At 72.5% G+C, this 22,364-nt stretch carries 21 protein-coding genes and 5 tRNA genes; 19 read left to right on the forward strand and 7 right to left on the reverse strand.

Annotated features, from left to right (window positions below):
- Positions 1-8 precede the first annotated feature (8 nt).
- A complete protein-coding gene (locus tag ACIQKA_RS14985) occupies positions 9-3,797 on the reverse strand; it encodes a nitrate- and nitrite sensing domain-containing protein (protein WP_402541168.1) in 3,789 nt (1,262 codons plus the stop codon).
- A 570-nt stretch (positions 3,798-4,367) separates the two neighbouring features.
- On the opposite strand from ACIQKA_RS14985, the gene ACIQKA_RS14990 reads away from it, so the two are divergent.
- The 9 genes from ACIQKA_RS14990 (at position 4,368) to ACIQKA_RS15030 (ending at position 8,436) form a co-directional block, all read left to right on the forward strand.
- Positions 4,368-4,571: a hypothetical protein gene (locus tag ACIQKA_RS14990; RefSeq protein ID WP_383153404.1), complete on the forward strand. Its 204-nt coding sequence runs from the start codon at positions 4,368-4,370 to the stop codon at positions 4,569-4,571.
- Positions 4,572-4,718: 147 nt separating this feature from the next.
- Positions 4,719-5,522, forward strand: coding sequence for a fumarylacetoacetate hydrolase family protein (locus ACIQKA_RS14995; RefSeq protein ID WP_383153402.1), 804 nt, complete (start codon positions 4,719-4,721; stop codon positions 5,520-5,522).
- Positions 5,515-6,990, forward strand: coding sequence for a glutamate--tRNA ligase (gene gltX / locus ACIQKA_RS15000; protein WP_402541171.1), 1,476 nt, complete (start codon positions 5,515-5,517; stop codon positions 6,988-6,990). Before ACIQKA_RS14995 ends, gltX begins: the two co-directional genes overlap by 8 nt.
- Positions 6,991-7,077: 87 nt before the next feature.
- Positions 7,078-7,800 carry an HAD family hydrolase gene (locus ACIQKA_RS15005; RefSeq protein WP_390107264.1) on the forward strand — a complete coding sequence of 241 codons (723 nt, stop codon included), beginning with the start codon at positions 7,078-7,080 and terminating at the stop codon, positions 7,798-7,800.
- 93 nt (positions 7,801-7,893) lie between these two features.
- Positions 7,894-7,965: transfer RNA gene (locus tag ACIQKA_RS15010), tRNA-Gln, on the forward strand.
- A 41-nt stretch (positions 7,966-8,006) separates the two neighbouring features.
- Positions 8,007-8,079, forward strand: a tRNA-Glu gene (locus ACIQKA_RS15015).
- An 84-nt stretch (positions 8,080-8,163) separates the two neighbouring features.
- Positions 8,164-8,236 (forward strand) — tRNA-Glu (locus ACIQKA_RS15020).
- A 14-nt stretch (positions 8,237-8,250) separates the two neighbouring features.
- Positions 8,251-8,322, forward strand: a tRNA-Gln gene (locus ACIQKA_RS15025).
- 41 nt (positions 8,323-8,363) lie between these two features.
- Positions 8,364-8,436: transfer RNA gene (locus tag ACIQKA_RS15030), tRNA-Glu, on the forward strand.
- 133 nt (positions 8,437-8,569) lie between these two features.
- On the opposite strand, the gene ndgR is transcribed toward ACIQKA_RS15030, so the two are convergent.
- A complete protein-coding gene (ndgR, locus tag ACIQKA_RS15035) occupies positions 8,570-9,286 on the reverse strand; it encodes an IclR family transcriptional regulator NdgR (protein ID WP_189981172.1) in 717 nt (238 codons plus the stop codon).
- A 140-nt stretch (positions 9,287-9,426) separates the two neighbouring features.
- Between ndgR and leuC the strand changes: the two genes are divergently transcribed.
- The 4 genes from leuC (at position 9,427) to ACIQKA_RS15055 (ending at position 12,628) form a co-directional block, all read left to right on the forward strand.
- Entirely contained in the window at positions 9,427-10,851 is a 1,425-nt protein-coding gene (leuC, locus tag ACIQKA_RS15040) for a 3-isopropylmalate dehydratase large subunit (protein ID WP_383155777.1), read from the forward strand.
- 6 nt (positions 10,852-10,857) lie between these two features.
- The gene (gene leuD / locus ACIQKA_RS15045) at positions 10,858-11,451 is read left to right on the forward strand and encodes a 3-isopropylmalate dehydratase small subunit (RefSeq protein WP_383432730.1); all 594 of its coding nucleotides are present in this window, start codon (positions 10,858-10,860) and stop codon (positions 11,449-11,451) included.
- Between the two features lie 104 nt (positions 11,452-11,555).
- Entirely contained in the window at positions 11,556-11,783 is a 228-nt protein-coding gene (locus tag ACIQKA_RS15050; RefSeq protein ID WP_015036430.1) for a hypothetical protein, read from the forward strand.
- A gap of 143 nt (positions 11,784-11,926) precedes the next feature.
- On the forward strand, positions 11,927-12,628 hold the full coding sequence (locus ACIQKA_RS15055; protein ID WP_383184796.1) for an HU family DNA-binding protein: 702 nt from the start codon (positions 11,927-11,929) through the stop codon (positions 12,626-12,628).
- A 407-nt stretch (positions 12,629-13,035) separates the two neighbouring features.
- Here ACIQKA_RS15055 and ACIQKA_RS15060 read toward each other — a convergent pair whose 3' ends face one another.
- Both ACIQKA_RS15060 and cofC read right to left on the reverse strand, forming a co-directional pair.
- On the reverse strand, positions 13,036-13,245 hold the full coding sequence (locus tag ACIQKA_RS15060) for a hypothetical protein (RefSeq protein ID WP_376246796.1): 210 nt from the start codon (positions 13,243-13,245) through the stop codon (positions 13,036-13,038).
- A gap of 10 nt (positions 13,246-13,255) precedes the next feature.
- Positions 13,256-13,903, reverse strand: a complete 648-nt coding sequence (gene cofC, locus ACIQKA_RS15065) for a 2-phospho-L-lactate guanylyltransferase (RefSeq protein WP_383155784.1) — start codon at positions 13,901-13,903, stop codon at positions 13,256-13,258.
- Between the two features lie 126 nt (positions 13,904-14,029).
- Between cofC and ACIQKA_RS15070 the strand changes: the two genes are divergently transcribed.
- From ACIQKA_RS15070 to ACIQKA_RS15080, 3 genes are all read left to right on the forward strand, one after another.
- Complete coding sequence (locus tag ACIQKA_RS15070) at positions 14,030-14,782, forward strand: lysophospholipid acyltransferase family protein (protein ID WP_383155786.1); 753 nt, start codon at positions 14,030-14,032, stop codon at positions 14,780-14,782.
- Entirely contained in the window at positions 14,779-15,780 is a 1,002-nt protein-coding gene (locus ACIQKA_RS15075; protein WP_402541176.1) for an NAD(P)H-dependent glycerol-3-phosphate dehydrogenase, read from the forward strand. The genes ACIQKA_RS15070 and ACIQKA_RS15075 overlap by 4 nt, the downstream gene beginning before the upstream one ends.
- A 100-nt stretch (positions 15,781-15,880) precedes the next feature.
- Entirely contained in the window at positions 15,881-17,020 is a 1,140-nt protein-coding gene (locus tag ACIQKA_RS15080) for a D-alanine--D-alanine ligase family protein (RefSeq protein WP_383155790.1), read from the forward strand.
- Positions 17,021-17,144: 124 nt separating this feature from the next.
- Here ACIQKA_RS15080 and ACIQKA_RS15085 read toward each other — a convergent pair whose 3' ends face one another.
- Together ACIQKA_RS15085 and ACIQKA_RS15090 are read right to left on the reverse strand one after the other, a co-directional pair.
- Positions 17,145-17,639 (reverse strand): DUF3515 domain-containing protein, encoded by a 495-nt coding sequence (locus ACIQKA_RS15085; protein ID WP_383155830.1) that lies wholly within the window; start codon positions 17,637-17,639, stop codon positions 17,145-17,147.
- Between the two features lie 23 nt (positions 17,640-17,662).
- Entirely contained in the window at positions 17,663-17,896 is a 234-nt protein-coding gene (locus tag ACIQKA_RS15090) for an Lrp/AsnC family transcriptional regulator (RefSeq protein ID WP_017947604.1), read from the reverse strand.
- Between the two features lie 233 nt (positions 17,897-18,129).
- On the opposite strand from ACIQKA_RS15090, the gene ACIQKA_RS15095 reads away from it, so the two are divergent.
- Together ACIQKA_RS15095 and thiD are read left to right on the forward strand one after the other, a co-directional pair.
- Entirely contained in the window at positions 18,130-19,092 is a 963-nt protein-coding gene (locus ACIQKA_RS15095; protein ID WP_030220601.1) for a thiamine-phosphate kinase, read from the forward strand.
- Complete coding sequence (gene thiD / locus ACIQKA_RS15100; protein WP_402541178.1) at positions 19,089-19,886, forward strand: bifunctional hydroxymethylpyrimidine kinase/phosphomethylpyrimidine kinase; 798 nt, start codon at positions 19,089-19,091, stop codon at positions 19,884-19,886. Before ACIQKA_RS15095 ends, thiD begins: the two co-directional genes overlap by 4 nt.
- A gap of 209 nt (positions 19,887-20,095) precedes the next feature.
- Here thiD and rpmB read toward each other — a convergent pair whose 3' ends face one another.
- A complete protein-coding gene (rpmB, locus tag ACIQKA_RS15105) occupies positions 20,096-20,281 on the reverse strand; it encodes a 50S ribosomal protein L28 (protein ID WP_003957616.1) in 186 nt (61 codons plus the stop codon).
- A 237-nt stretch (positions 20,282-20,518) separates the two neighbouring features.
- On the opposite strand from rpmB, the gene ACIQKA_RS15110 reads away from it, so the two are divergent.
- On the forward strand, positions 20,519-22,324 hold the full coding sequence (locus ACIQKA_RS15110; RefSeq protein ID WP_402541180.1) for a DAK2 domain-containing protein: 1,806 nt from the start codon (positions 20,519-20,521) through the stop codon (positions 22,322-22,324).
- Positions 22,325-22,364 lie beyond the last annotated feature (40 nt).

A 22,364-nucleotide genomic window follows, 5' to 3' on the forward strand; every position in this document is an offset into this window, starting at 1 on the left:
GCGTTCAACTAACGCTCCTGCTGATGGTTCGGACCGAGGTGGTGATTACCCGTGGTCGAGTTACCGGCCTGACGGCCCTGCTGAATGCCGCGGCGCAGATTGGTGAGCCGGCCGCGGACGTCGTCGGGTGCACGCGAGACCTGGGGGCCGGCCGCGTGGGCCTGCTCCTGCGCGGTCCCGGGTACGAGGTTGGCCTTCGGCACGCGCCGGGGGAGGCCGGAGGTGGTGACGCCGCCGGCCGCGGGCTTGCGGACCCGCTCGGCCTGGCGCACCAGCTCGTCGTTGGGCGAGGTCCGCCAGGCGGCCCCGCCGTTCTGGCGCCCGTCGGCGCCCTGGTCGCCGCCCTGGTGGGGGGCCGGGGCGGACGCGTGCGGCACGACCGGGGTCTGCGTCGTCCGCGCCGGGTCCTGGGCCTGCGGGGACTGCTGGGCCGCCTGCTCCTGGTGGAACCAGTTGGTCTCCAGCGTGTCGTACAGCGGCGTGCGGCCGTCGCCCGCGCCGCTCGCCGGCGGCAGGGCCTCCGGACGGCGCGGCTGCTGGAGCTGCGGCTGCTGCTGCGGCTGCTGGTGGCCCGGCTCGGCCGGACGCGGGGCGCCGAAGTCGTTCCCGCCGGTCCGCTGGCGCGGCGCCGGGGGCTGCGGGGCCTGCGGCTGCGGCGCGAAGGGCTGCTGCCGGCCGAACTGCTGCTGGCCGCCCTGGTACCCCTGCGGGGCCTGGGGCTGCTGCGGTGCCTGCCGGCCGCCGAAGTCCGGCTGGGCGAACTGGCCGGTGGCGCCGGGGCCCTGCTGCGGGGCGCCGAAGTCCGGGCGCGGGAACTGCGCCGTGGACGCCGGGTCCTGCGCACCGCCCGGGTAGCCCTGCGGGGCCTGCGGCTGCCGGTCCTGCTGCGGGGCGCCGAAGTCGGGGCGCGGGAACTGGCCCGTGGAGCCGGGTCCCTGCGGGGCCGCGAACCGGCCCGTCGTCTCCGGGTCCTCGTGACCGCGCGGGGCGTCCAGCGGGGACATCTCCTGCTGCGGACGGCGCACCGGCTGCTGCTGGGCCTGCTCGTTGCCCCAGCTCGCGGCCTGCGGACGCTGCTGCTGCGGGTTGCCGCCCGGCAGCTCGGCGCGCGGGAAGTCGTACCCGCCCTGCGGCGCCTGCTGCTGCGCGCCGGGGCCGGCCTGCGGGGCGCCCTGGTTGCCCCACACGTCCGTGCGGGAGGGGATGGCGCTCGCGGCGCCGCCGATGAGGCCGCCGCCACCCGGGCGCGGGGCCTCGGGGACCTGGGGCGCCTGCGGGTTCTGGGGGACCTGCGGCAGCCGGCCGGTCTGCTCCGACTGCGCGTTCTGCGGCTGCGGCGCGCGGGACTGCGGCGTGCCCTGCGGGCCGCCGGCGAGCGGGGCCCCGTCGCGGGCGGGCAGCGCGGCCCGGGGGCCGCTTCCCGCGCCGACCTGGCCGCGCGCGGCACTGGCGCCGGCGCCGAGGCGCCCGGCCGCCGAGGACGGCGCGCCGCCCTGGCCCGGACGTCCGCCGACCGCGCCGGGTCCGCCGGGCAGCCGGCCGCCCGGGGCGGAGGCGCCCGGAGGCATCGCGCCCTGGCCGCCCGGACCCTGCTTGGGCATGGGCTTCTTGCCGCCCTGGGCGACGTCGACCGGGAGCATGACGAGCGCGGTGGTGCCGCCCGAGTCGGAGGGGCGCAGCTGGATGCGGATGCCGTGTCGCAGCGACAGGCGGCCGACCACGAACAGACCCATGCGGCGGGAGACCGAGACGTCCACGGTGGGCGGCGAGGCGAGCCGCTCGTTGATCGCCGCGAGGTCCTCGGGGGAGAGGCCGATGCCGGTGTCGTGGATCTCGACGAGCACCCGGCCGTCGGGCAGCGCGTGGCCGGTGACCCGGACCTTGGTCTGCGGGGAGGAGAACGAGGTGGCGTTCTCCAGGAGCTCGGCGAGGAGGTGCACGAGGTCGTTGACGACCCGGCCGGCGACCTCGGTCGCCGGGACCGCGGCCAGCTCGATGCGCTCGTACTGCTCCACCTCGGAGGCGGCGGCGCGCAGGACGTCGACCAGCGGGACCGGGCGGGTCCAGCGGCGGCCGGGCTCCTCGCCGGCGAGGACGAGGAGGTTCTCGCCGTTCCGGCGCATGCGGGTCGCGAGGTGGTCGAGCTTGAACAGCGAGGAGAGCTGGTCCGGGTCGGCCTCGCGGGACTCCAGCTCGGAGATGAGCGAGAGCTGGCGCTGGATGAGGCCCTGGGAACGGCGCGAGAGGTTGGTGAACATCGCGTTGACGTTGCCCCGGAGGAGGGCCTGCTCGGCGGCGAGGCGGACGGCCTCGCGGTGCACGTCGTCGAAGGCCGCGGCCACCTGGCCGATCTCGTCCCGGGAGTGCACGCCGACGGACTCGACGGAGGTGTCGACGTCCTGCGGGTCGGACTCGGAGAGCTGCTTGACGAGCTCGGGCAGGCGTTCCTGGGCGACCTTGGTCGCGGTGTCCTGGAGGCGGCGCAGCGAGCGGATCATGGACCGCGCCACGACGAAGGCGCCGACGAGCGAGACGCCGAGGACGAGCAGGATCAGCGCACCGTTGATGATGGCCTCGCGCTGCGACTCCTGCCGCAGCTCACGGGCCATGGACTCCATGTCGCCGAGCAGGACGCTCTCGATGCGGTCCATGGCGGCGATCTTGGTGCCGTACTCGTCGGTGAAGTTCAGGTGACCACGCGGGTTGGTGGTCGGGTTCTCCATCGCCTTGTCCGAGGTCAGCACGCGCTCGGCGTACTTGTCGGCGGCGGTGATCGACGGGTTGCCCCGGTTCAGGGTCGACGTCAGGTCGTCGGCGTCGCCGCCGGTCGACTTGTAGATCGCCTGGAAGGACTTGAGCTCAACGTTCTCACTGTTGAGCGCGGCCTCGCCGTACAGCCGGTCGCCCTGCTCGATCCTGCCGCGCGTCCGGTCGCTCGGGGGCAGCGCCGCCGCGATGATCGCCTGCTGGATGGAGGCGTACTCCTTGGCGGACGAGAACGCGGCGAGCGCGCGGGTCCGCTTGATCATCTCGGGGTTGCTGGTCGCCTGCGCCATGTCCTGGGACAGGCTCAGGAGCGAGCGGATGAGACGGCTGTACGCCTCGACCGTCACCGAGTTGGAGACGTCCTTCTTGTACGCGCTGCTCCGGATGGCGTGCAGCTCGGTGACCTGCGAGGCGATCTGGCTGACGTTCTGGCGGATGCTGCGCAGCGACTCGTCGCCCTCGGAGGTGGGGATCTCCTCGGTGGCGGCGAGGAAGGCCTTGAGCTCCAGGTCCGTCTTCCGGCGCGGGTTGGCGACCTGGTAGTCGCTGACCGGGCGGCCGTTGGCCAGCGGGCCGGCGGAGTGGTCGCGCTCGGCCTGGAGGGCCTTGGCGAGGTCGGTGGCCTCACGGGTCAGCTTGGTGAGCAGCTGCATGTGGTCGAGCTGCTCCATGTCCTGGAGCGACTCGCTGATGCGGATGCCGCCCAGGGCGGTCGCGGCGACCACGGGGAGGGTGAGGAGCGCGACCAGGCGCGTGGAGATGCGCCAGTTGCGGAGCGCTATTCGGGGGCCGACCTCGTTCTCGGCCTTGGGCGCGGGAGCGGCGGACGGCTCGGCGGAGGAGGCCGCGGCGCCCGCGCGACGGGCGCCGTCACCGCCCTCGCCGGACGGACCCTGGCCCTGGTTGGGGGTGTGCGAGGCCGAGGGACCGCGGTCGATCCCGGCACGCGGTTCCTGCTCCGCCGGAGCATCCGCTCGGCCCTGGCGGGCCTGGGGAGACCCCGAGCCATCCCTCTTGAAACGTCCCTGCACTAGCGTCGCAACCTCTGGACCAGGCGTCCTTCCGGGTGAACGGAGAGGACGGTGTCGGTGTCGATCGGGGTGTGTGGAGCACCCCAGGTGGTCGTCGGTGACCGGCGCAGTTCCCCCTTCGTCCCGCCACTCGGCCGGCGCTGCGTCGCGCCTCCTGCGCGCCGGCTTGAAACCCGCGGCGGTGCGGGAATTCCAGCACAGTGCCGGATCTCCAACAAGGGCCGCGTGTCGCGTCGGAAAGGCTATGACAACGTGTGCACGGCACGTCACCCCATGTACAAGATGATCACGGAGGATTCGGACTTTTCCGTGCCAATGGCACGGCATCCCCGTGTGTCCCAGTCGACATGATCAGGAGCGGAATAGAACATTCAATGGCGGAATGTCCCTTTCCGTGCCGACGAGTCGCTGTCCGTAATGCCTGGAATATACCGTGGTTGGTGAGCAAACTCACACGCCGATCGATGTCTCAGCCATGCATTCGAAGGGGATCCCATGTTTAGCCTGACGCTTTACGCCCCTTACGCGCCCGCACGGGCGCCCGTCCCGGAACAAGGTCTGATCGCCGCGATGAACAAGACGACGCTCCGCACCACGGCCAACCCCCGCCGCTCCACCCTCGTCCACCTCGCGGACGCCGCACAGCTCGGCCGGGGCGCCCGGCCGGAGTACGCGGCCGAGCTGCCCGGCCGCACGGCCAACCCGCGCCGCACCGTCCTCATGCAGGCTCCGGCCCCGTACGAGCCCGCCCCGTACGCCACGGTCGCGCGCTAGGACCTGTCCGGCGGACCCGGGGGACCGGCGCCCCCGGACCCCGCCCCCACCGGCCCGTACGCCCGTATCCCGCCGTTCGGCGGCCCCTCGCCGCGTTAGCCTGGAGCGTCAGACTCCAGCCAGTACAAGTGAGGGGCGACAGCACTCGTGCGCATCGCCAGATTCTCCATCGACGGCAACGTGGCCTTCGGCGCCGTCGAGGGCGAGGGACCTGCCGAGTCCGCCGCGTCCGGCGGCCTCGTCCTCGACATCATCAAGGGCATCCCGTACACCGACTTCGAACTCAGCGGCACCAAGGTCCCGCTGAGCAAGGTGCGGCTCCTGCCCCCCGTGCTCCCCAACAAGGTCGTGGCCATCGGCCGCAACTACGCCGAGCACGCCGCCGAGCTCGGCAACGAGGTCCCCGACGTCCCCATCGCCTTCTTCAAGCCCACCACCTCGGTGATCGGCCCCGGCGACGCCATCGAGTACCCCTCCTTCTCCGACGAGCTGCACCACGAGGCCGAACTGGCCGTGGTGATCGGCCGCATGTGCCGCGAGGTGCCCCGCGAGCGCGTCCAGGACGTGATCTTCGGCTACACCTGCGCCAACGACGTCACCGCCCGCGACGTCCAGAAGCGCGAGAAGCAGTGGGCCCGCGCCAAGGGCTTCGACACCTCCTGCCCGCTGGGCCCCTGGGTCGAGACCGGCCTGAGCCTCGCGCAGGCCGGCGACCTGACCGTCCAGGCCACGGTCAACGGCGAGCAGCGCCAGCTCGGGCGCACGAGCGACATGGTCCGCTCCATCGAGGACCTGGTCGTCCACATCACCGAGGCCATGACGCTCCTCCCGGGCGACGTCATCCTCACCGGCACCCCGGCCGGGGTCGGCCCCCTCAACGTCGGCGACGAGGTCGCCGTCACCATCGAAGGCATCGGCACTCTCACCAATAAGGTGATCAAGCGTGGCTAACGCGAACATCCGCGTCCGTTTCTGTCCCTCGCCGACCGGCAACCCCCACGTGGGCCTGGTCCGCACCGCCCTCTTCAACTGGGCCTTCGCCCGGCACAACCAGGGCACCATGGTCTTCCGCATCGAGGACACCGACGCGGCGCGCGACTCCGAGGAGTCGTACCAGCAGCTGCTCGACTCGCTGCGCTGGCTCGGCCTCGACTGGGACGAGGGCCCGGAGATCGGCGGCCCGCACGCGCCGTACCGCCAGTCGCAGCGGATGGACATCTACAAGGACGTCGCCGACAAGCTGGTCGCCGGCGGCCGCGCGTACCCCTGCTACTGCACCACCGAGGAGCTCGACGAGCGCCGCGAGGCCGCCCGCGCCGCCGGCCGTCCCTCCGGCTACGACGGCCACTGCCGCGACCTCACCGACGAGCAGAAGGCCGCGTACGAGGCCGGGGGCCGCACGCCGATCGTCCGCTTCCGGATGCCCGACGAACCGATCACCTTCACCGACCTGGTCCGCGGCGAGCTCACCTTCACCCCGGAGAACGTGCCGGACTACGGCATCCTCCGGGCCAACGGCGCCCCGCTCTACACCCTGGTCAACCCGATCGACGACGCCCTGATGGAGATCACCCACGTCCTGCGCGGCGAGGACCTGCTCTCCTCCACCCCGCGCCAGATCGCGCTCTACAAGGCGCTGATCGAGCTGGGCGTCGCCAAGGAGATCCCCGCCTTCGGCCACCTGCCGTACGTGATGGGCGAGGGCAACAAGAAGCTCTCCAAGCGCGACCCGCAGGCCTCCCTCAACCTCTACCGGGAGCGCGGCTTCCTCCCCGAGGGCCTGCTCAACTACCTGTCGCTCCTCGGCTGGTCCTTCTCCGCCGACCAGGACCTCTTCACCATCCCCGAGATGGTCGAGAAGTTCGACATCGCCGACGTCAACGCCAACCCGGCGCGCTTCGACCTCAAGAAGGCCGAGTCGATCAACGCCGACCACATCCGCAGGCTGGACGTGAAGGCCTTCGCCGAGGCCTGCGAGCCCTGGCTGCGGGCCCCGCACGCCAACTGGGCGCCCGAGGACTTCGACCGGGCCGCCTGGGAGGCCATCGCGCCGCACGCCCAGACCCGCGTCACCGTCCTCTCGGACATCACGGCCAACGTCGACTTCCTCTTCCTGCCCGAGCCGGTCTTCGACCAGGCCTCGTGGGACAAGGCGATGAAGGGCGAGCCCGCGGCCCTGCTCGCCACCGCCCGCGAGAAGCTCGACGCCGCCGACTGGAGCGACCCCGAGTCCCTCAAGAACGCCGTCCTGGCCGCCGGCGAGGCCCACGGCCTCAAGCTCGGCAAGGCCCAGGCCCCGGTCCGCGTCGCGGTCACCGGCCGCACGGTCGGCCTGCCGCTCTTCGAGTCCCTGGAGATCCTGGGCAGGGAGAAGACCCTGGCCCGCGTCGACGCGGCCCTGGCGAAGCTCACCGCGTAGGCGGCGCCCCTCGTACGACGCCGGAGGGCGGCGACCGGATCCGGTCGCCGCCCTCCGGCGCACCCCCGCCGTCGGTACCGTGGCCCCATGACCATCCGGGCGGTCCTCTGGGACATCGACGACACGATCTTCGACTACGCCACCGCCGACGCGGCCGGGATGCGCGGCCACCTCGCGGCCGAGGGGCTCCTCGACGGGTTCGGCACGGTGGAGGCGGCCCTCGACCGCTGGCGGGAGCTCACCGTCCTCCACTGGCGCCGCTTCGAGCGGGAGGGCGGCGACTTCCTGGACCAGCGGCGCGACCGGGTCCGCGACTTCCTCGGCCGGCCGGAGCTCGCCTCCGCCGAGGCCGACGCCTGGTTCGACCGGTACGTCGTCCACTACGAGGCCGCCTGGGCGCTCTTCCCCGACACCGTGCCCGTGCTCGACCTGCTCGCCCGTGACTACCGTCACGCGGTCCTGTCGAACTCCAGCATCCGCAACCAGGAGCGCAAGCTCCGCGTCCTGGGCGTCCGGGACCGGTTCGAGGCCGTCCTGTGCGCCGCCGAGCTCGGCGTCGCCAAGCCCGCCCCGGAGGCCTTCCACGCCGCCTGCACCGCCCTCGGCCTGCCCCCGCACCAGGTGGCGTACGTCGGGGACCAGCCGGACATCGACGCCCGGGGCGCGGTGGAGGCGGGGCTCATGGGCGTCTGGCTGGACCGCGCGGACACCGGCGGACGGCCCGAGCTGGAGCGGATCACGGAGCTGGGCCAGCTCCCCGGTCTGCTGCGCGCGGATAGCCGTTTTGGAGCGCGGTCCACCTTCGGGTAATGTTCTTCCTGCGCCGAGGGAAACAAGCCGAAAGGCAAGAGCCCCGAAAGCGCAAGCCGAGCAAGATCCTCCCTGGTGGGGACGTTGCCCCGGTGGCCTATGGTGTAATTGGCAGCACGACGGTTTCTGGTTCCGTTAGTCTTGGTTCGAGTCCAGGTAGGCCAGCTCGCAGAGCTTTATCTGCACCCGCGGATCTCATCCGCAAGGCCCCCGTTGTGTAGCGGCCTAGCACGCCGCCCTCTCAAGGCGGTAGCGCCGGTTCGAATCCGGTCGGGGGTACTGATCCATCCTGTAGATCACTTGGGTAGCTCCCGGTGGATCTGCGGTGACATCACCCGGTTCCGGCCGGGTGGGATCGCTAGGGCCCCCGTTGTGTAGCGGCCTAGCACGCCGCCCTCTCAAGGCGGTAGCGCCGGTTCGAATCCGGTCGGGGGTACGGTGTAACCACCATGGCCTATGGTGTAATTGGCAACACTACGGTTTCTGGTACCGTCATTCTTGGTTCGAGTCCAGGTAGGCCAGCTCGCAGAGCTTCATCTGCACCCGCGGATCTCATCCGCAAGGCCCCCGTTGTGTAGCGGCCTAGCACGCCGCCCTCTCAAGGCGGTAGCGCCGGTTCGAATCCGGTCGGGGGTACGCACAGGAGAAGCCCTTCCCTTCGGGGGAGGGCTTCTTCGCTGTTCCCCGCCGTACGGCTCCGGACACAACTCCGGCCCACCGCTGCGGCGTTGGAGCGGTGGGCCGGGAGGAACGGGAAAGAGGGGGAGCGTCAGCCGTTGCGGCGGAGCGCCTCGGAGAGACGGGCGGCGGCGTCGATGACGGCCTGGGCGTGCATGCGGCCCGGGTGGCGCGTCAGGCGCTCGATGGGACCCGAGACCGACACGGCGGCCACCACGCGGTTCGAGGGACCGCGCACGGGCGCGGAGACGGACGCGACGCCCGGCTCCCGCTCGCCGATCGACTGGGCCCAGCCGCGGCGCCGCACGCCCGACAGGGCCGTCGCCGTGAAGCGGGCGCCCTGGAGGCCGCGGTGCAGCCGCTCGGGCTCCTCCCAGGCCATCAGGATCTGCGCCGACGAGCCGGCCTTCATGGTCAGCGTCGAGCCGACCGGGACCGTGTCCCGGAGGCCCGAGAGCCGCTCGGCCGCCGCCACGCAGATGCGCATGTCGCCCTGGCGCCGGTAGAGCTGGGCGCTCTCGCCGGTGACGTCGCGCAGATGCGTGAGCACCGGGCCCGCGGTCGCGAGGAGGCGGTCCTCGCCGGCCGCGGCGGCGAGCTCCGCCAGGCGCGGGCCGAGGATGAACCGGCCCTGCATGTCGCGCGCCACCATCCGGTGGTGTTCCAGTGCCACGGCGAGACGATGTGCCGTGGGCCGTGCGAGTCCCGTCGCCGCGACCAGTCCTGCGAGGGTGGCCGGACCGGACTCCAGGGCGCCCAGGACAAGGGCTGCCTTGTCGAGAACGCCTACGCCGCTAGAGTTGTCCATGCAACGATATTCGCGTCTCACTCTGTGAAACGCAAGTTCAATTTCCCGAGGAACTTGTCACTCTGGTGAGGCGGCCGCACAACGGCCCGCGAAACGGGTCTCTAGTTGTGCCGGCGTAGACGTCGGCCGGAGGGAAAGCGATGGGTAGGACACTCGCGGAGAAGGTCTGGGACGACCACGTCGTCCGGCGCGCCGAGGGCGAGCCCGACCTCCTCTTCATCGATCTGCACCTGCTGCACGAGGTGACCAGCCCGCAGGCCTTCGACGGCCTCCGCCAGAACGGCCGCCAGGTGCGGCGCCTCGACCTCACCATCGCCACCGAGGACCACAACACCCCGACCCTCGACATCGACAAGCCGATCGCCGACCCCGTCTCCCGCGCGCAGCTGGAGACCCTCCGCAAGAACTGTGCCGAGTTCGGCGTCCGCCTGCACCCGCTGGGCGACGTCGAGCAGGGCGTCGTCCACGTCGTGGGTCCCCAGCTGGGCCTGACCCAGCCCGGCACCACGGTCGTCTGCGGCGACTCCCACACCTCCACGCACGGCGCCTTCGGCGCGCTGGCGTTCGGCATCGGCACCAGCCAGGTCGAGCACGTCCTCGCCACCCAGACCCTGCCGCTGGCCCGCCCGAAGACCATGGCCGTCACGGTCGACGGCGAGCTGCCCGAGGACGTCACCGCCAAGGACCTGATCCTGGCGATCATCGCGAAGATCGGCACCGGCGGCGGCCAGGGCTACATCCTGGAGTACCGCGGCTCCGCCGTCGAGAAGCTCTCGATGGAAGCCCGGATGACCATCTGCAACATGTCGATCGAGGCCGGCGCCCGCGCGGGCATGATCGCCCCCGACGAGACCACCTTCGCCTACCTGAAGGGCCGCGCCCACGCCCCCGAGGGCGAGGACTGGGACGCCGCCGTCGCGTACTGGAAGACCCTGAGGTCCGACGAGGACGCCGTCTTCGACGCCGAGGTCGTCATCGACGCCGCCTCCCTGGCGCCGTTCGTCACCTGGGGCACCAACCCCGGCCAGGGCGCCCCGCTTTCGGCGAACGTCCCCGACCCGGCTTCGTACGAAGACGCTTCGGAGCGCCTCGCCGCCGAAAAGGCCCTGGAGTACATGGGGTTGACCGCCGGGCAGCCGCTGCGCGACATCAAGGTCGACACCGTCTTCGTAGGCTCCTGCACCAACGGCCGCATCGAGGACCTGCGCAACGCCGCCGACCTCCTCCAGGGCCGCAGGGTCGCCGACGGCGTCCGGATGCTGGTCGTCCCCGGCTCCGTCCGGGTCGCCCTCCAGGCCGTCGAGGAGGGTCTGGACAAGGTCTTCAAGGAGGCCGGCGCCGAATGGCGGCACGCGGGCTGCTCGATGTGCCTGGGCATGAACCCCGACCAACTGGCCCCCGGCGAGCGCTCCGCCTCCACCTCCAACCGCAACTTCGAGGGCCGGCAGGGCAAGGGCGGCCGGACCCACCTGGTCTCGCCCCAGGTCGCCGCCGCCACCGCCGTACTGGGCCATCTGGCCTCCCCGGCCGACCTGTCCGACGCCGTCACCACCGCGGGGGTCTGAGGAACCATGGAAGCTTTCACCACGCACACCGGCCGGGCCGTCCCGCTGCGCCGCAGCAACGTCGACACCGACCAGATCATCCCCGCGCACTGGCTCAAGAAGGTCACCCGCGACGGCTTCGAGGACGGCCTCTTCGAGGCCTGGCGCAAGGACCCCGAGTTCGTCCTCAACCGCCCCGAGCGGCAGGGCGCCTCGGTCCTGGTCGCCGGCCCCGACTTCGGCACCGGCTCCTCCCGCGAGCACGCCGTCTGGGCGCTCCAGAACTACGGCTTCCAGACCGTGATCTCCTCCCGCTTCGCCGACATCTTCCGCGGCAACTCGCTGAAGAACGGCCTGCTGACCGTGGTCCTCCCGCAGGAGACGGTGGACGCGCTCTGGGAGCTGACCGAGGCCGACCCGACCGCCGAGGTCACCGTCGACCTGGAGCGCCGCAAGGTCCTGGCCGCCGGGATCGACGCCGACTTCGAGCTGGACGAGAACGCCCGCTGGCGCCTCCTGAACGGACTCGACGACATCAGCCTCACCCTTCAGAACGAAGCCGACATCGCGGCCTACGAGGCGGCCAGGCCCTCCTACAAACCCCGTACAATTACGGTCTGAGCAGCGCTTTTCCACGACTGCGCCCCCCACCCTCCGGTGGGGGGCGCAGTCGCTTGTTGAGCCCCTGTCGGGCGACAACTCGCCCTAGATGGCACAATCGGTGCATGGAACGCGACAGCCAACTCGAGCTCTACGAGGCAGTCGCCGCCCGATTGAAGGAAGCGCACACAAGGGTGCGCTCACTGCAAGTCCCGGAGGGCGTAAGGATGGCGCTGTCCCGGAAGCTGCTGGTCGTGACGGCCGCGGCGAAGCACGATCTCAAGGACGCGGCGACGCGTCTGGACCGGTTGATGAAGGACCTCGACGAGGGCCGATTCCCAGAGGACGACTGACACCAGGAACTCCGCAACGGCTCTTCCGCGTTGCGGCACTAGGGTGATTAGACCGTTTCGTGTTTGATTTGCGGTATATACATGCCTAACGTGCGAAAAAGCTTGAACACTTTCGTTCTGGCAATGTCTCCGAAGGGGAAGACGTGAACAAGGCGCAGCTCGTAGAAGCGATTGCCGACAAGATGGGCGGTCGCCAGCAGGCCGCCGAAGCCGTCGACCACGTGCTCGACGCCATCGTGCGTGCCGTGGTCGGGGGCGACCGGGTCTCCGTCACGGGTTTCGGCTCGTTCGAGAAGGTCGACCGGCCGGCCCGCTACGCCCGCAACCCGCAGACGGGTGAGCGGGTGCGCGTGAAGAAGACCTCCGTCCCCCGCTTCCGCGCCGGTCAGGGCTTCAAGGACCTGGTCAGCGGTTCGAAGAAGCTCCCCAAGGGCGGCGAGGTCTCCGTCAAGAAGGCCCCCAAGGGCAGCCTCACCGGCGGTGCCTCCGCGACGGTGAAGAAGGCCGCCGCCAAGAAGGCCACCACCGCCAAGAAGGCCGCCGCGAAGAAGGCGACCCCGGCGAAGAAGACCACCACGGCCGCCGTCAAGAAGGCGACCCCCGCGAAGAAGACCACCACGGCGGCCGCCAAGAAGGCGACCCCGGCGAAGAAGACCGCGACCACCGCCGCGGCCAAGAAGACCTCCGCCGCCGCGAAGAAGACCACCACGGCCGCCTCGGCCAAGAAGACCTCGGCCGCCAAGAAGACCGCGCCGGCCGCGAAGAAGGCCACGGCGACGAAGGCGCCCGCCAAGAAGACGACGGCGCGCAAGACCACCGCCAAGAAGACCGCCGCCAAGAAGTAGGACGTGCGGGAACGATCCGCCGGGCCGGGCTCCCTCCGAGGAGCCCGGCCCGCGGCGCGTCCGGGGCCCGGCCCGGACCGGGAGGTCCCGCGAGGGCCGGAGGGCGCGGGGGGTCGGGGCGCGGACGACCCGGGGTGCGGGAGACCGGGAGACCCGAAGACCGGGAGACCGGTGGCGCGGACGACCGGGAGGGCCGAGGACAGGGAGACCGGTGGCGCGGACGACCGGGAGGGCCGAGGACAGGGAGACCCGAGGACAGGGAGACCTGAAACCGGAAGGCCCGGGGACAGGGAGACCCGAGGCAGGGAAACCCGAAGACCGGGCGGGTCGAGGACAGGGAGACCCGAAGACAGGGACACCCGGGGACCGGGAGACCTGAAACCGGAAGGCCCCGGAACCCGAAGGGCCTAGAAGGTCTGGAGCGTCACCAGTGTGATCCGCGGGCCGCCCCCCGGGCCGCCCGGCTCCGTCTCGATCCGCACCCGCTGGCCCGGCCGCAGCAGCAGCAGTCCGCCCGCCGCGAAGGCCTCCGCCCCGAACTCCACCGGGGTGCCGTCGTCGAGCAGCACGCTGCCGCTGCGGGTCTCGGGGTCGTACGTGTACGCGGTCGCCTGCATGGACCGCAGCCTATCCGGCCGCCGGCAGCCATTGGGCGGCCGTCCGCGGGCCGAGCCCCAGCTCCCCCGCCGCCGCCAGATCCTCCCCGGTGTCCACGTCCCGGCGTACGGAATCCACCCCCGCGAGCCGGATTTCCACCGCCCCCGACGACAAATGCCGCAGCCTCGACGCGCCCCCGAATGCCGGTGCCAATTCCACTCCCGGAGCAGCCGAGAGGAATGTCGTGCCGATTTCGGCGGCGTCCGCGAGAAATGCCCTCGGAAATGCCCGGGCCGCGTCCAGGACCCGGGACAGCTCCGCCGGGCGCAGCGCCGGGAGGTCCGCGTTGAGCGCCGCCACGCGCGCGTGCGGACGCCGGGCCCGCACGGTCCGCGCCCCGTGCGCGAGCGCCGCGTTGAGCCCCGCCGCCGGCGCGTCCGGCACGATCCGCGCCCCCAGCGCCGCGAGGACCCCGCCGGCCGCGGGGTCGTCGGTGACCACCACCGCCTCCCGCACCCGCGCGCAGTCCAGCACCGCCCCCACGGTGTCCTCGGCGAACGCGAGCGCGAGCCGGGGCCGCAGCCGCGCGCCCGCCGCCGCGGCCAGCCTGCTCTTCGCCAGGGCAAGGGGCTTCAGGGGTACGACGAGGGACCAGCCGTCGTCCGCATCGGTGTTCATCGCGGACCATTCTGTCCCGCCCGTGCGGCCCGCCCGAGGGGCCGGGGCGTACGGTGTCACTCGACAGCGCAGGAGCATGGGGCGACACTGACCCCCTGCCAGCCCGTCCCGGAGAAAGGTGTCCGCGTGCCCCGCCGCAGAATCGGCTTCTGGTACCGCCTCGCGGCGGTCATCGCCAAACCCCCCCTGGTGGTTCTGTTCAAGCGGGACTGGCGCGGCATGGAGCACGTTCCGGCCGACGGCGGATTCATCACCGCGGTGAACCACAACTCCTACCTGGACCCGCTCTCCTACGCGCACTACCAGTACAACACCGGCCGCGTCCCGCGCTTCCTCGCCAAGGCCGCCCTCTTCAAGGGCTCCTTCGTCGGCACGATGCTGCGCGGCACCGGGCAGATCCCCGTCTACCGCGAGACGACCGACGCGCTCGACGCCTTCCGCGCCGCCGTCGACGCCATCGAGCGCGGCGAGTGCGTCGCCTTCTACCCCGAGGGCACCCTGACCCGCGACCCCGAGATGTGGCCCATGGCCGGCAAGACCGGCGCCGCCCGCGTCGCGCTCCTCACCAAGGCCCCCGTCATCCCGGTGGCCCAGTGGGGCGCGAACCTCGCGGTGCCGCCGTACGCCAAGCAGAACAAGGTCCGGCTCTTCCCCCGCAAGACGCTGATCGTGCAGGCCGGACCGCCGGTCGACCTCTCCCGCTTCCACGGGCTCGAACCCACGCCCGAGGTGCTGCGCGAGGCCACCGAGACCATCATGGCCGCCATCACCGCCCTCCTGGAGGAGGTCCGCGGCGAGAAGGCGCCCGCCGAACCGTACGACCACCGCAGGGCCCGCCTGGAACAACGGCGCAAGGCCGCCGAAGGGGGCACCAAGTGACCAAGGCAGCCGTCTTCGGCAACGGATCCTGGGGCACCGCCTTCGCCATGGTGCTCGCCGACGCGGGCTGCGAGGTGAGCCTCTGGGGCCGCCGCGCCGAGCTCGCCGCGGAGATCAACGCCACCCGCGCCAACCCGGACTACCTGCCGGGGGTCGAACTCCCCGCGGCGGTCACGGCCACCGCCGACCCGGCCGAGGCCGCCGAGGCCGCCGACTTCACCGTCCTGGTCGTCCCCTCCCAGACCCTCCGCGGCAACCTCGCCGCCTGGACGCCGCTCCTCGCCCCCGACACCGTCCTCGTCTCCCTCATGAAGGGCGTCGAACTCGGCACCGCCAAGCGGATGAGCGAGGTGATCACCGAGGTCGCGGACGTCCCCGCCGAGCGCGTCGCCGTCCTCACCGGCCCCAACCTGGCCAAGGAGATCGCCGCCCGGCAGCCCGCCGCCGCCGTCGCCGCCTGCGTCGACGAGACGGTTGCCCAGCGGCTCCAGACCGCCTGCCTGACCCCGTACTTCCGCCCGTACACCAACACCGACGTGGTGGGCTGCGAGCTCGGCGGCGCCGTCAAGAACGTCATCGGCCTCGCCGTCGGCATCGCGGACGGCATGGGCCTCGGAGACAACTCCAAGGCCACGCTCATCACCCGCGGCCTCGCCGAGACCACCCGCCTCGGCCTCGCCATGGGCGCCGACCCGCTCACCTTCTCCGGCCTCGCGGGCCTCGGCGACCTCGTCGCCACCTGCTCCTCGCCGCTCTCCCGGAACCACACCTTCGGCACCAACCTCGGCCGCGGGATGACCCTCCAGGAGACCATCGCGGCCACCAAGCAGACCGCCGAGGGCGTCAAGTCCTGCGAGTCGGTGCTCGATCTGGGCCGCCGCCACGGCGTCGACATGCCCATCACCGAGACCGTCGTCTCCATCGTCCACGAGGGCAAGCCGCCGATCGTCGCCCTCAAGGAGCTCATGTCGCGCTCGGCGAAGCCCGAACGCCGCTGAGCCGGGGCCGGTCCGGGCCCCGCGCGCGCTCCGACGACCCGGACGCGCGCGCGGCGGGGCGCTCAGGAGTTCGGGAACCGCAAGGTACCCTCATCGCGATATGAGCGAGAACACCCAGAGCCCCCGCAAGCCGCGCGTGGCCGTCGTCTTCGGCGGACGCAGCTCCGAGCACGCCATCTCCGTCGTCACGGCCGGCGCCGTCCTGAGCGCCATCGACCGGGACAAGTACGACGTGCTGCCCATCGGCATCACGACGGACGGGCGCTGGGCGCTCACCGCCGACGCCCCGGAGCGGATGGCCATCGCCGACCGCGCGCTGCCGAACGTCGCCGACCTGGCCGAGTCCGAGCAGGGCGGCGTCGTCCTCTCCGTCGACCCCGCCAACCGCGAGGTCGTCCTCGCCGAGCCCGGCACCGTGCCGCGCGCCCTCGGCGAGGTCGACGTGGTCTTCCCCGTCCTCCACGGCCCGTACGGCGAGGACGGCACCCTCCAGGGCCTCCTGGAGCTCTCCGGCGTCCCCTACGTCGGCGCGGGCGTCCTCGCCTCCGCCGTCGGCCAGGACAAGGAGTACATGAAGCGGGTCTTCGTCTCCTTCGGCCTCCCGGTCGGCCCCTACGAGGTCGTCCGGCCGCGCGAGTGGGAGCAGAACCCGGCCGCCGCCCGCAAGAAGATCGTGGAGTTCGCCGCCGACCACGGCTGGCCGCTCTTCGTGAAGCCCGCCCGTGGCGGCTCCTCCGTCGGCATCACCAAGGTCGACGACCTCTCCGGCCTCGACGAGGCGATCGAGGAGGCCCGCCGCCACGACCCCAAGATCATCGTGGAGGCGCTGGTCCGCGGGCGCGAGATCGAGTGCGGCGTCCTGGAGTTCGAGGACGGCCCGCGCGCCAGCGTGCCGGCCGAGATCCCGCCCGTCACCGACCACGACTTCTACGACTTCGAGGCGAAGTACATCGACTCCGCCTCCGGCATCGTGCCCGCCCCCATCGGGGACGGGGCCACCGCCGAGATCCAGCGCCTGGCCGTCGCCGCCTACGAGGCCGTCTCCTGCGAGGGCCTGGTCCGCGCCGACTTCTTCCTCACCGAGGACGGCGACTTCGTCATCAACGAGATCAACACCATGCCGGGCTTCACGCCCATCTCCATGTACCCGCGCATGTGGCAGGAGAGCGGCGTGAGCTACCCCGAGCTGGTCGACCGCCTCCTCCAGGCCGCGCTGACCCGCTCCACGGGCCTGCGCTAGCGGAGCCGGTGCCGGGCCGGCCGCGCACGGACGCGGCCGGCTCCGGGAGGACGCCCGCCGGAGGACGGCTGCCGGAAGGCCTCTGCCGGAAGACGCCCGCCGGAAGGCCCCCGCCGGAAGACGGCTAGGAGCACTCCGGTTCGAGCGCGCACGGGACCGACTTCGCCACGGGGGCGGCGAGATCGGCGAGCGGTCCGGCGTCGTGCTCGTACCGCGCGTCGAGGTCCACCTCGACGTACGTCTCCCGGTACACCGAGGTGAACCGGGGGCCCGAGCCCTCCGGCCGCTCCAGCATCCAGCGCACGCCGTTCGCGGAGACGCCCTGCGCCTTCGCGTCGCTCATCTTTTCGGGCCGGGGGACCCCGCAGCGCAGTACGATCGCTCCGTCACCCCACCCGGCGGTCAACTCGGAGCCGGGCTCCGGGTCACTCCGCTCCAGCCCCGCCACGGTGTCGGGCAGCTCCTTCGCCAGCGCCTGGCAGAGAGCGGCCTCCTCCGCCGGAGGGCTGGGCACCGCGACGGACGCCGGGGCGCCCGACGGGGAGCAGCCCGCGGACGCCAGCAGCAGCACGGCGGCCGCGACGGCGGCGGGCAGGCCGAAGGGCCGGTGGGAAGACATCACCGGCCAAGCGTAGACGGGGGCTACAGATGAACGACCGGGCAGGTGAGGGTGCGCGTGATGCCGTCCACTTGCTGGACCTTGGCGACCACCATGCGGCCCAGCTCGTCGACCGTGTCCGCCTGCGCGCGCACGATCACGTCGTACGGACCGGTCACGTCCTCGGCCTGGATCACCCCCGGGATCTTGGAGATGGTGTCGGCGACGGTCGACGCCTTGCCCACCTCGGTCTGAATGAGGATGTACGCCTGTACCACGGAACCTCCAGGGCGACCACGAGGATCTTGTGGGAGAAAGGGACGCCACGGTACCGCGTCGCCGCGGGCCGCGGGGAGACCCGCGCGTCCGGGGACACCCGGGGCGTGGCGTACGCAGGACAGAAGTTGACGGTCTACTTGACGGTACCCAGCACGGTGACGGCCCGCGACCCGCGGCGCGCCCAGACGCGCCCCCGCCCGCCGGCCGGCACGAAGACACGAGGTGAGACGCGGTGAAGGGCACAGTCGGAGAGCTGGGCGAGTTCGGGCTCATCAGGGAGCTCACGTCCCGGCTCACCTCCACCCCGGCGGTACGGATCGGGCCCGGCGACGACGCCGCGGTCGTCTCCGCCCCCGACCGGCGCGTGGTGGCCAGCACGGACATCCTCCTCGAAGGACGTCACTTCCGCCGCGACTGGTCGACGGCGTACGACGTCGGCCGCAAGGCCGCCGCGCAGAACCTCGCCGACATCGCCGCCATGGGCGCGGTCCCCACCGCGCTCCTCCTCGGCCTCGTCGTCCCCGCCGAACTCCCCGTCACCTGGCCCACCGAACTCATGGACGGCCTGCGCGACGAATGTCAGGTCGCGGGCGCCGCCGTGGTCGGCGGCGACGTCGTGCGCGGCGACACGATCATGGTCTCCATCACCGCCCTGGGCGACCTGCGCAACCACGACCCGGTCACCCGGGGCGGCGCCCAGCCCGGCGACGTCGTCGCCTACACCGGCTGGCTCGGCTGGTCCGCCGCCGGATACGCGGTCCTCTCGCGCGGCTTCCGCTCCCCGCGCGCCTTCGTCGAGGCCCACCGCAGGCCCGAACCGCCGTACCACGCGGGCCCGGCCGCCGCCGGCCTCGGCGCCACCGCCATGTGCGACGTCAGCGACGGCCTCATCGCGGACCTCGGCCACATCGCGGAGGCCAGCAAGGTCCGCATCGACCTGCGCTCCGGACTCATCGACATCCCCACCCAGATGAACGACATCGGCCAGGCCGTCGGCGTCGACCCCATGCAGTGGGTGCTCACCGGGGGGGAGGACCACGCCATCGTCGCCACCTTCCCGCCGGACGTGAAGCTGCCCGCCCGCTGGAAGGTCATCGGCGAGGTCCTCAACCCCTCGGCGCTGCCCCAGGTCACCGTGGACGGCGCGCCCTGGCACGCGGCCGGCGGCTGGGACCACTTCGGGGAGACGGAGTGAGGCCGCCGCTGGTCCTCACGGTCGCCGGGTCCGACTCCGGCGGCGGCGCGGGCGTCCAGGCCGACCTGAAGACGATGCTGGCGCTCGGCGTCCACGGCATGAGCGTCCTCACCGCCGTCACCGCGCAGAACTCGCGGGGCGTCCAGGGCGTCTGGGAACTGCCGGTGGAGGCCGTGCGCGCCCAGTACCGGTCCGTCGTCGACGACATCGGCGTCCAGGCCGTGAAGACCGGCATGCTGGCCACCGCCCCGCTCGTGGAGACCGTCGCGGAACTCCTCGCGGACACCGGCGGCGCGCCCGTCGTCGTCGACCCGGTGGGGGTCTCCAAGCACGGCGACCCGCTCCTCGCCGCGTCCGCGCTCGACGCCGTCCGCACCGGACTGCTGCCCCTCGCCACCGTCGCCACGCCCAACCTGGACGAGGTGACGCAGCTCGTCGGCGTGCACGTCGTGCACGAGGGCGACATGAGGAACGCCGCCGCGGGGATCCTGTCGTACGGACCGGAGTGGGTCCTGATCAAGGGCGGGCACCTGCCCGCGGGCGGGGAGGCGGTGGACCTGCTCACGGACGGCGAGGAGGAGCACTGGTTCCGCGCCCCGCGCCTCGACAACCGGCACACCCACGGGACGGGCTGCACGCTCGCCTCGGCGATCGCCTCCGGGCTCGCCAAGGGGCGCACGGTGCCGGAGGCGGTGCGGGAGGCCAAGGAGTACGTGACCGGGGCCATCGGCGCGGGATTCGCCCTGGGCGCGGGCATAGGCCCGGTCGACCACGGCTGGCGGTTCAGGGACTGAGCCGGTCCGGGGGCGTCACACGCCTCCGGACCCGAATCCGATCCCGGTCCCGGTCCGGACCCGATCCGAACCCCGGTCTGAATCCGGTCCCGATCCCGGTCCGAATTCAAGTCCGATCCCGTTTCCGGGCAAGGCAAAAGGCCGGTCCACCGAGGTGGACCGGCCTCTCAAGGCAACCGCAGGGGCTGCGCTACGACGGAACGTCGCGGTTAGCGCGAGACCTTGCCGGCCTTGATGCACGAGGTGCAGACGTTGAGCCGCTTCGGCGTCCGACCGACCACGGCACGCACGCGCTGGATGTTCGGGTTCCAGCGACGGGACGTACGGCGGTGCGAGTGCGAAATGTTGTTGCCGAAGCCCGGCCCCTTGCCGCAGACGTCGCAGTTGGCAGCCACGGGTCACTCCAAAGACTTCAGAATTACAGTGAAATCCGGCGCACCGGAATCAGGAGTCTGAAGTGGCTTGCCGGGGAACGGCCCGGACTGAACCGGGCAACCGAAGCAGCATACAACGACTGCCTCGGTGGAACGAAACTACCATGTTCCCCGCCGGCCCCGCCCCGGGCCCCGGTCACGCCCGGGACACCTCCGGTCTACCCTGCGGTGAGCTCACCGCCGAAGGAGGACCCCCCGTTGTCGCGAGCCCTTCAGCCTGACGAGGAGCTCGTCGAGCTCGACGCCGAAGCGGTCCGGACCTGGTGCGCGAGGGCCCTCGACGCCCTCGCACGGGAGCGCGAGGAGATCGACGCGATCAACGTCTACCCGGTCGCGGACGGGGACACCGGCACCAACCTCTACCTGACGGCGGAAGCCGCCCACCGGGCCGTCGAAGCGGTCTTCGCCGCCTCCGCCCCGGACACGGCCGAGACCGTACGGGCCATGGCCCACGGCGCCCTCCTCGGCGCCCGCGGCAACTCCGGGACCATCCTCTCCCAGCTCCTGCGCGGCATGGCGGCCGTCCTCGCCGACGGATGTGACGGTGATCACCTCGCCCGCGCCCTCGCCGAGGCCGCGCGCGAGGCCCGGCGGGCCGTCGCCCGCCCCGTGGAGGGCACCGTCCTCACCGTGGCGAGCGCCGCCGCCGGGGCCTGTGCGGCGGGCGGCACGCTCGTGGAGGTGGCCCGCGCCGCCCACGAGGGGGCCGCGACCGCCCTGGCGGCCACCTCCGGCCAGCTCGACGCGCTCGAACGCGCCGGGGTCGTGGACGCGGGCGGACAGGGCCTGGTGGCCGTCCTCGGCGCCCTCCTGGAGACCGTCACCGGGCGGACCCCGGACCGTCCCGGGGCCGCGCCGCTCCCGCCGCCCGCCCCCCGCGAGGACTGCGCCGGCGAGGACGGCCCCGCCTACGAGGTGATCTACCTCCTGGAGGCCGACGGGCCGGCCGTCGAACTGCTGCGCTCCCGACTCGACGCGCTGGGGGAGTCCCTGGTCGTCGTCGGCGGCGACGGCCTCTGGAACGTCCACGTGCACGTGGACGACGCGGGCGCCGCCGTCGAGGCCGGCGTCGAGGCCGGCCGGCCCCACCGCATCCGGATCACCCACTTCGCGTCCGCCGCGACGCCCGCGCCGGGACGCGGCCCCGCGCGGGGGACCGGGAACGGGTCCGGCGACCGGCACGGGTCCGACGGCGCGCACGTGCACCGGCACGGGACCGGCGAGGGGCACGCGCCCGCGTGCGGCGCCGACGGCGACGGGCACGCACGCGCGTGCGGCGCCGAGGGCGACGGGCACGCGCCCGCGTGCGGCACCGGAGACGACGCTGCACGCGGGGAACGCGTCCCGCGCGCGATCGTCGCCGTCGTCCCCGGCGAGGGCCTCGCCGGGCTCTGCGCCGAGGCCGGCGCGACCACCGTGCGGGCCCGTCCGGGCGAACCCCCCGCAGAGGACGAGCTCGTCGAGGCCGTCCGGCGGGCGCACGCGCGCGAGGTCGTCCTGCTGCCCAACGACACCGACCTGCGCGAGACCGCCGCCGCGGCCGCCGAACGCGTCAGGGCCGAGGGCGTCCGCGTCGCCCTCATCCCCACCCGGGCCGCCGTCCAGGGCATCGCCGCCCTCGCCGTCCACGAACCCGACCGGCGCTTCGACGAGGCCGTCGTCGCCATGACCGCCGCCGCCGGAGCCACCCGCTACGCCGAACTCGCCATCGCCGAGCACCGGTCCTTCACCTCGGCCGGCGTCTGCCAGGCCGGCGACGTCCTCGGCCTCATCGAGGGCGACGTCGCCGTCATCGGCAAGGACCTCACCGAGACCGCCCGCACCGTCCTGGACCGGATGCTCTCGGCCGGCGGCGAACTCGTCACCCTCGTCGTCGCCGACGACACCCCGCCCGGCCTCGCCGCCGACCTCGAACACCACGTCCGCCGCGGCTACCTGGCCGTCGACACCACCACGTACCACGCGGGCGCGGAGGCCCCGCCGCTGCTCATCGGGGTGGAATAGGGCCCGGTTCCGGGGTTCGTCCACAGCCCCCGCCCCGACT

The sequence above is a fragment of the Streptomyces sp. NPDC092045 genome (assembly GCF_044756005.1).
In the GTDB taxonomy this organism is placed as follows: domain Bacteria; phylum Actinomycetota; class Actinomycetes; order Streptomycetales; family Streptomycetaceae; genus Streptomyces.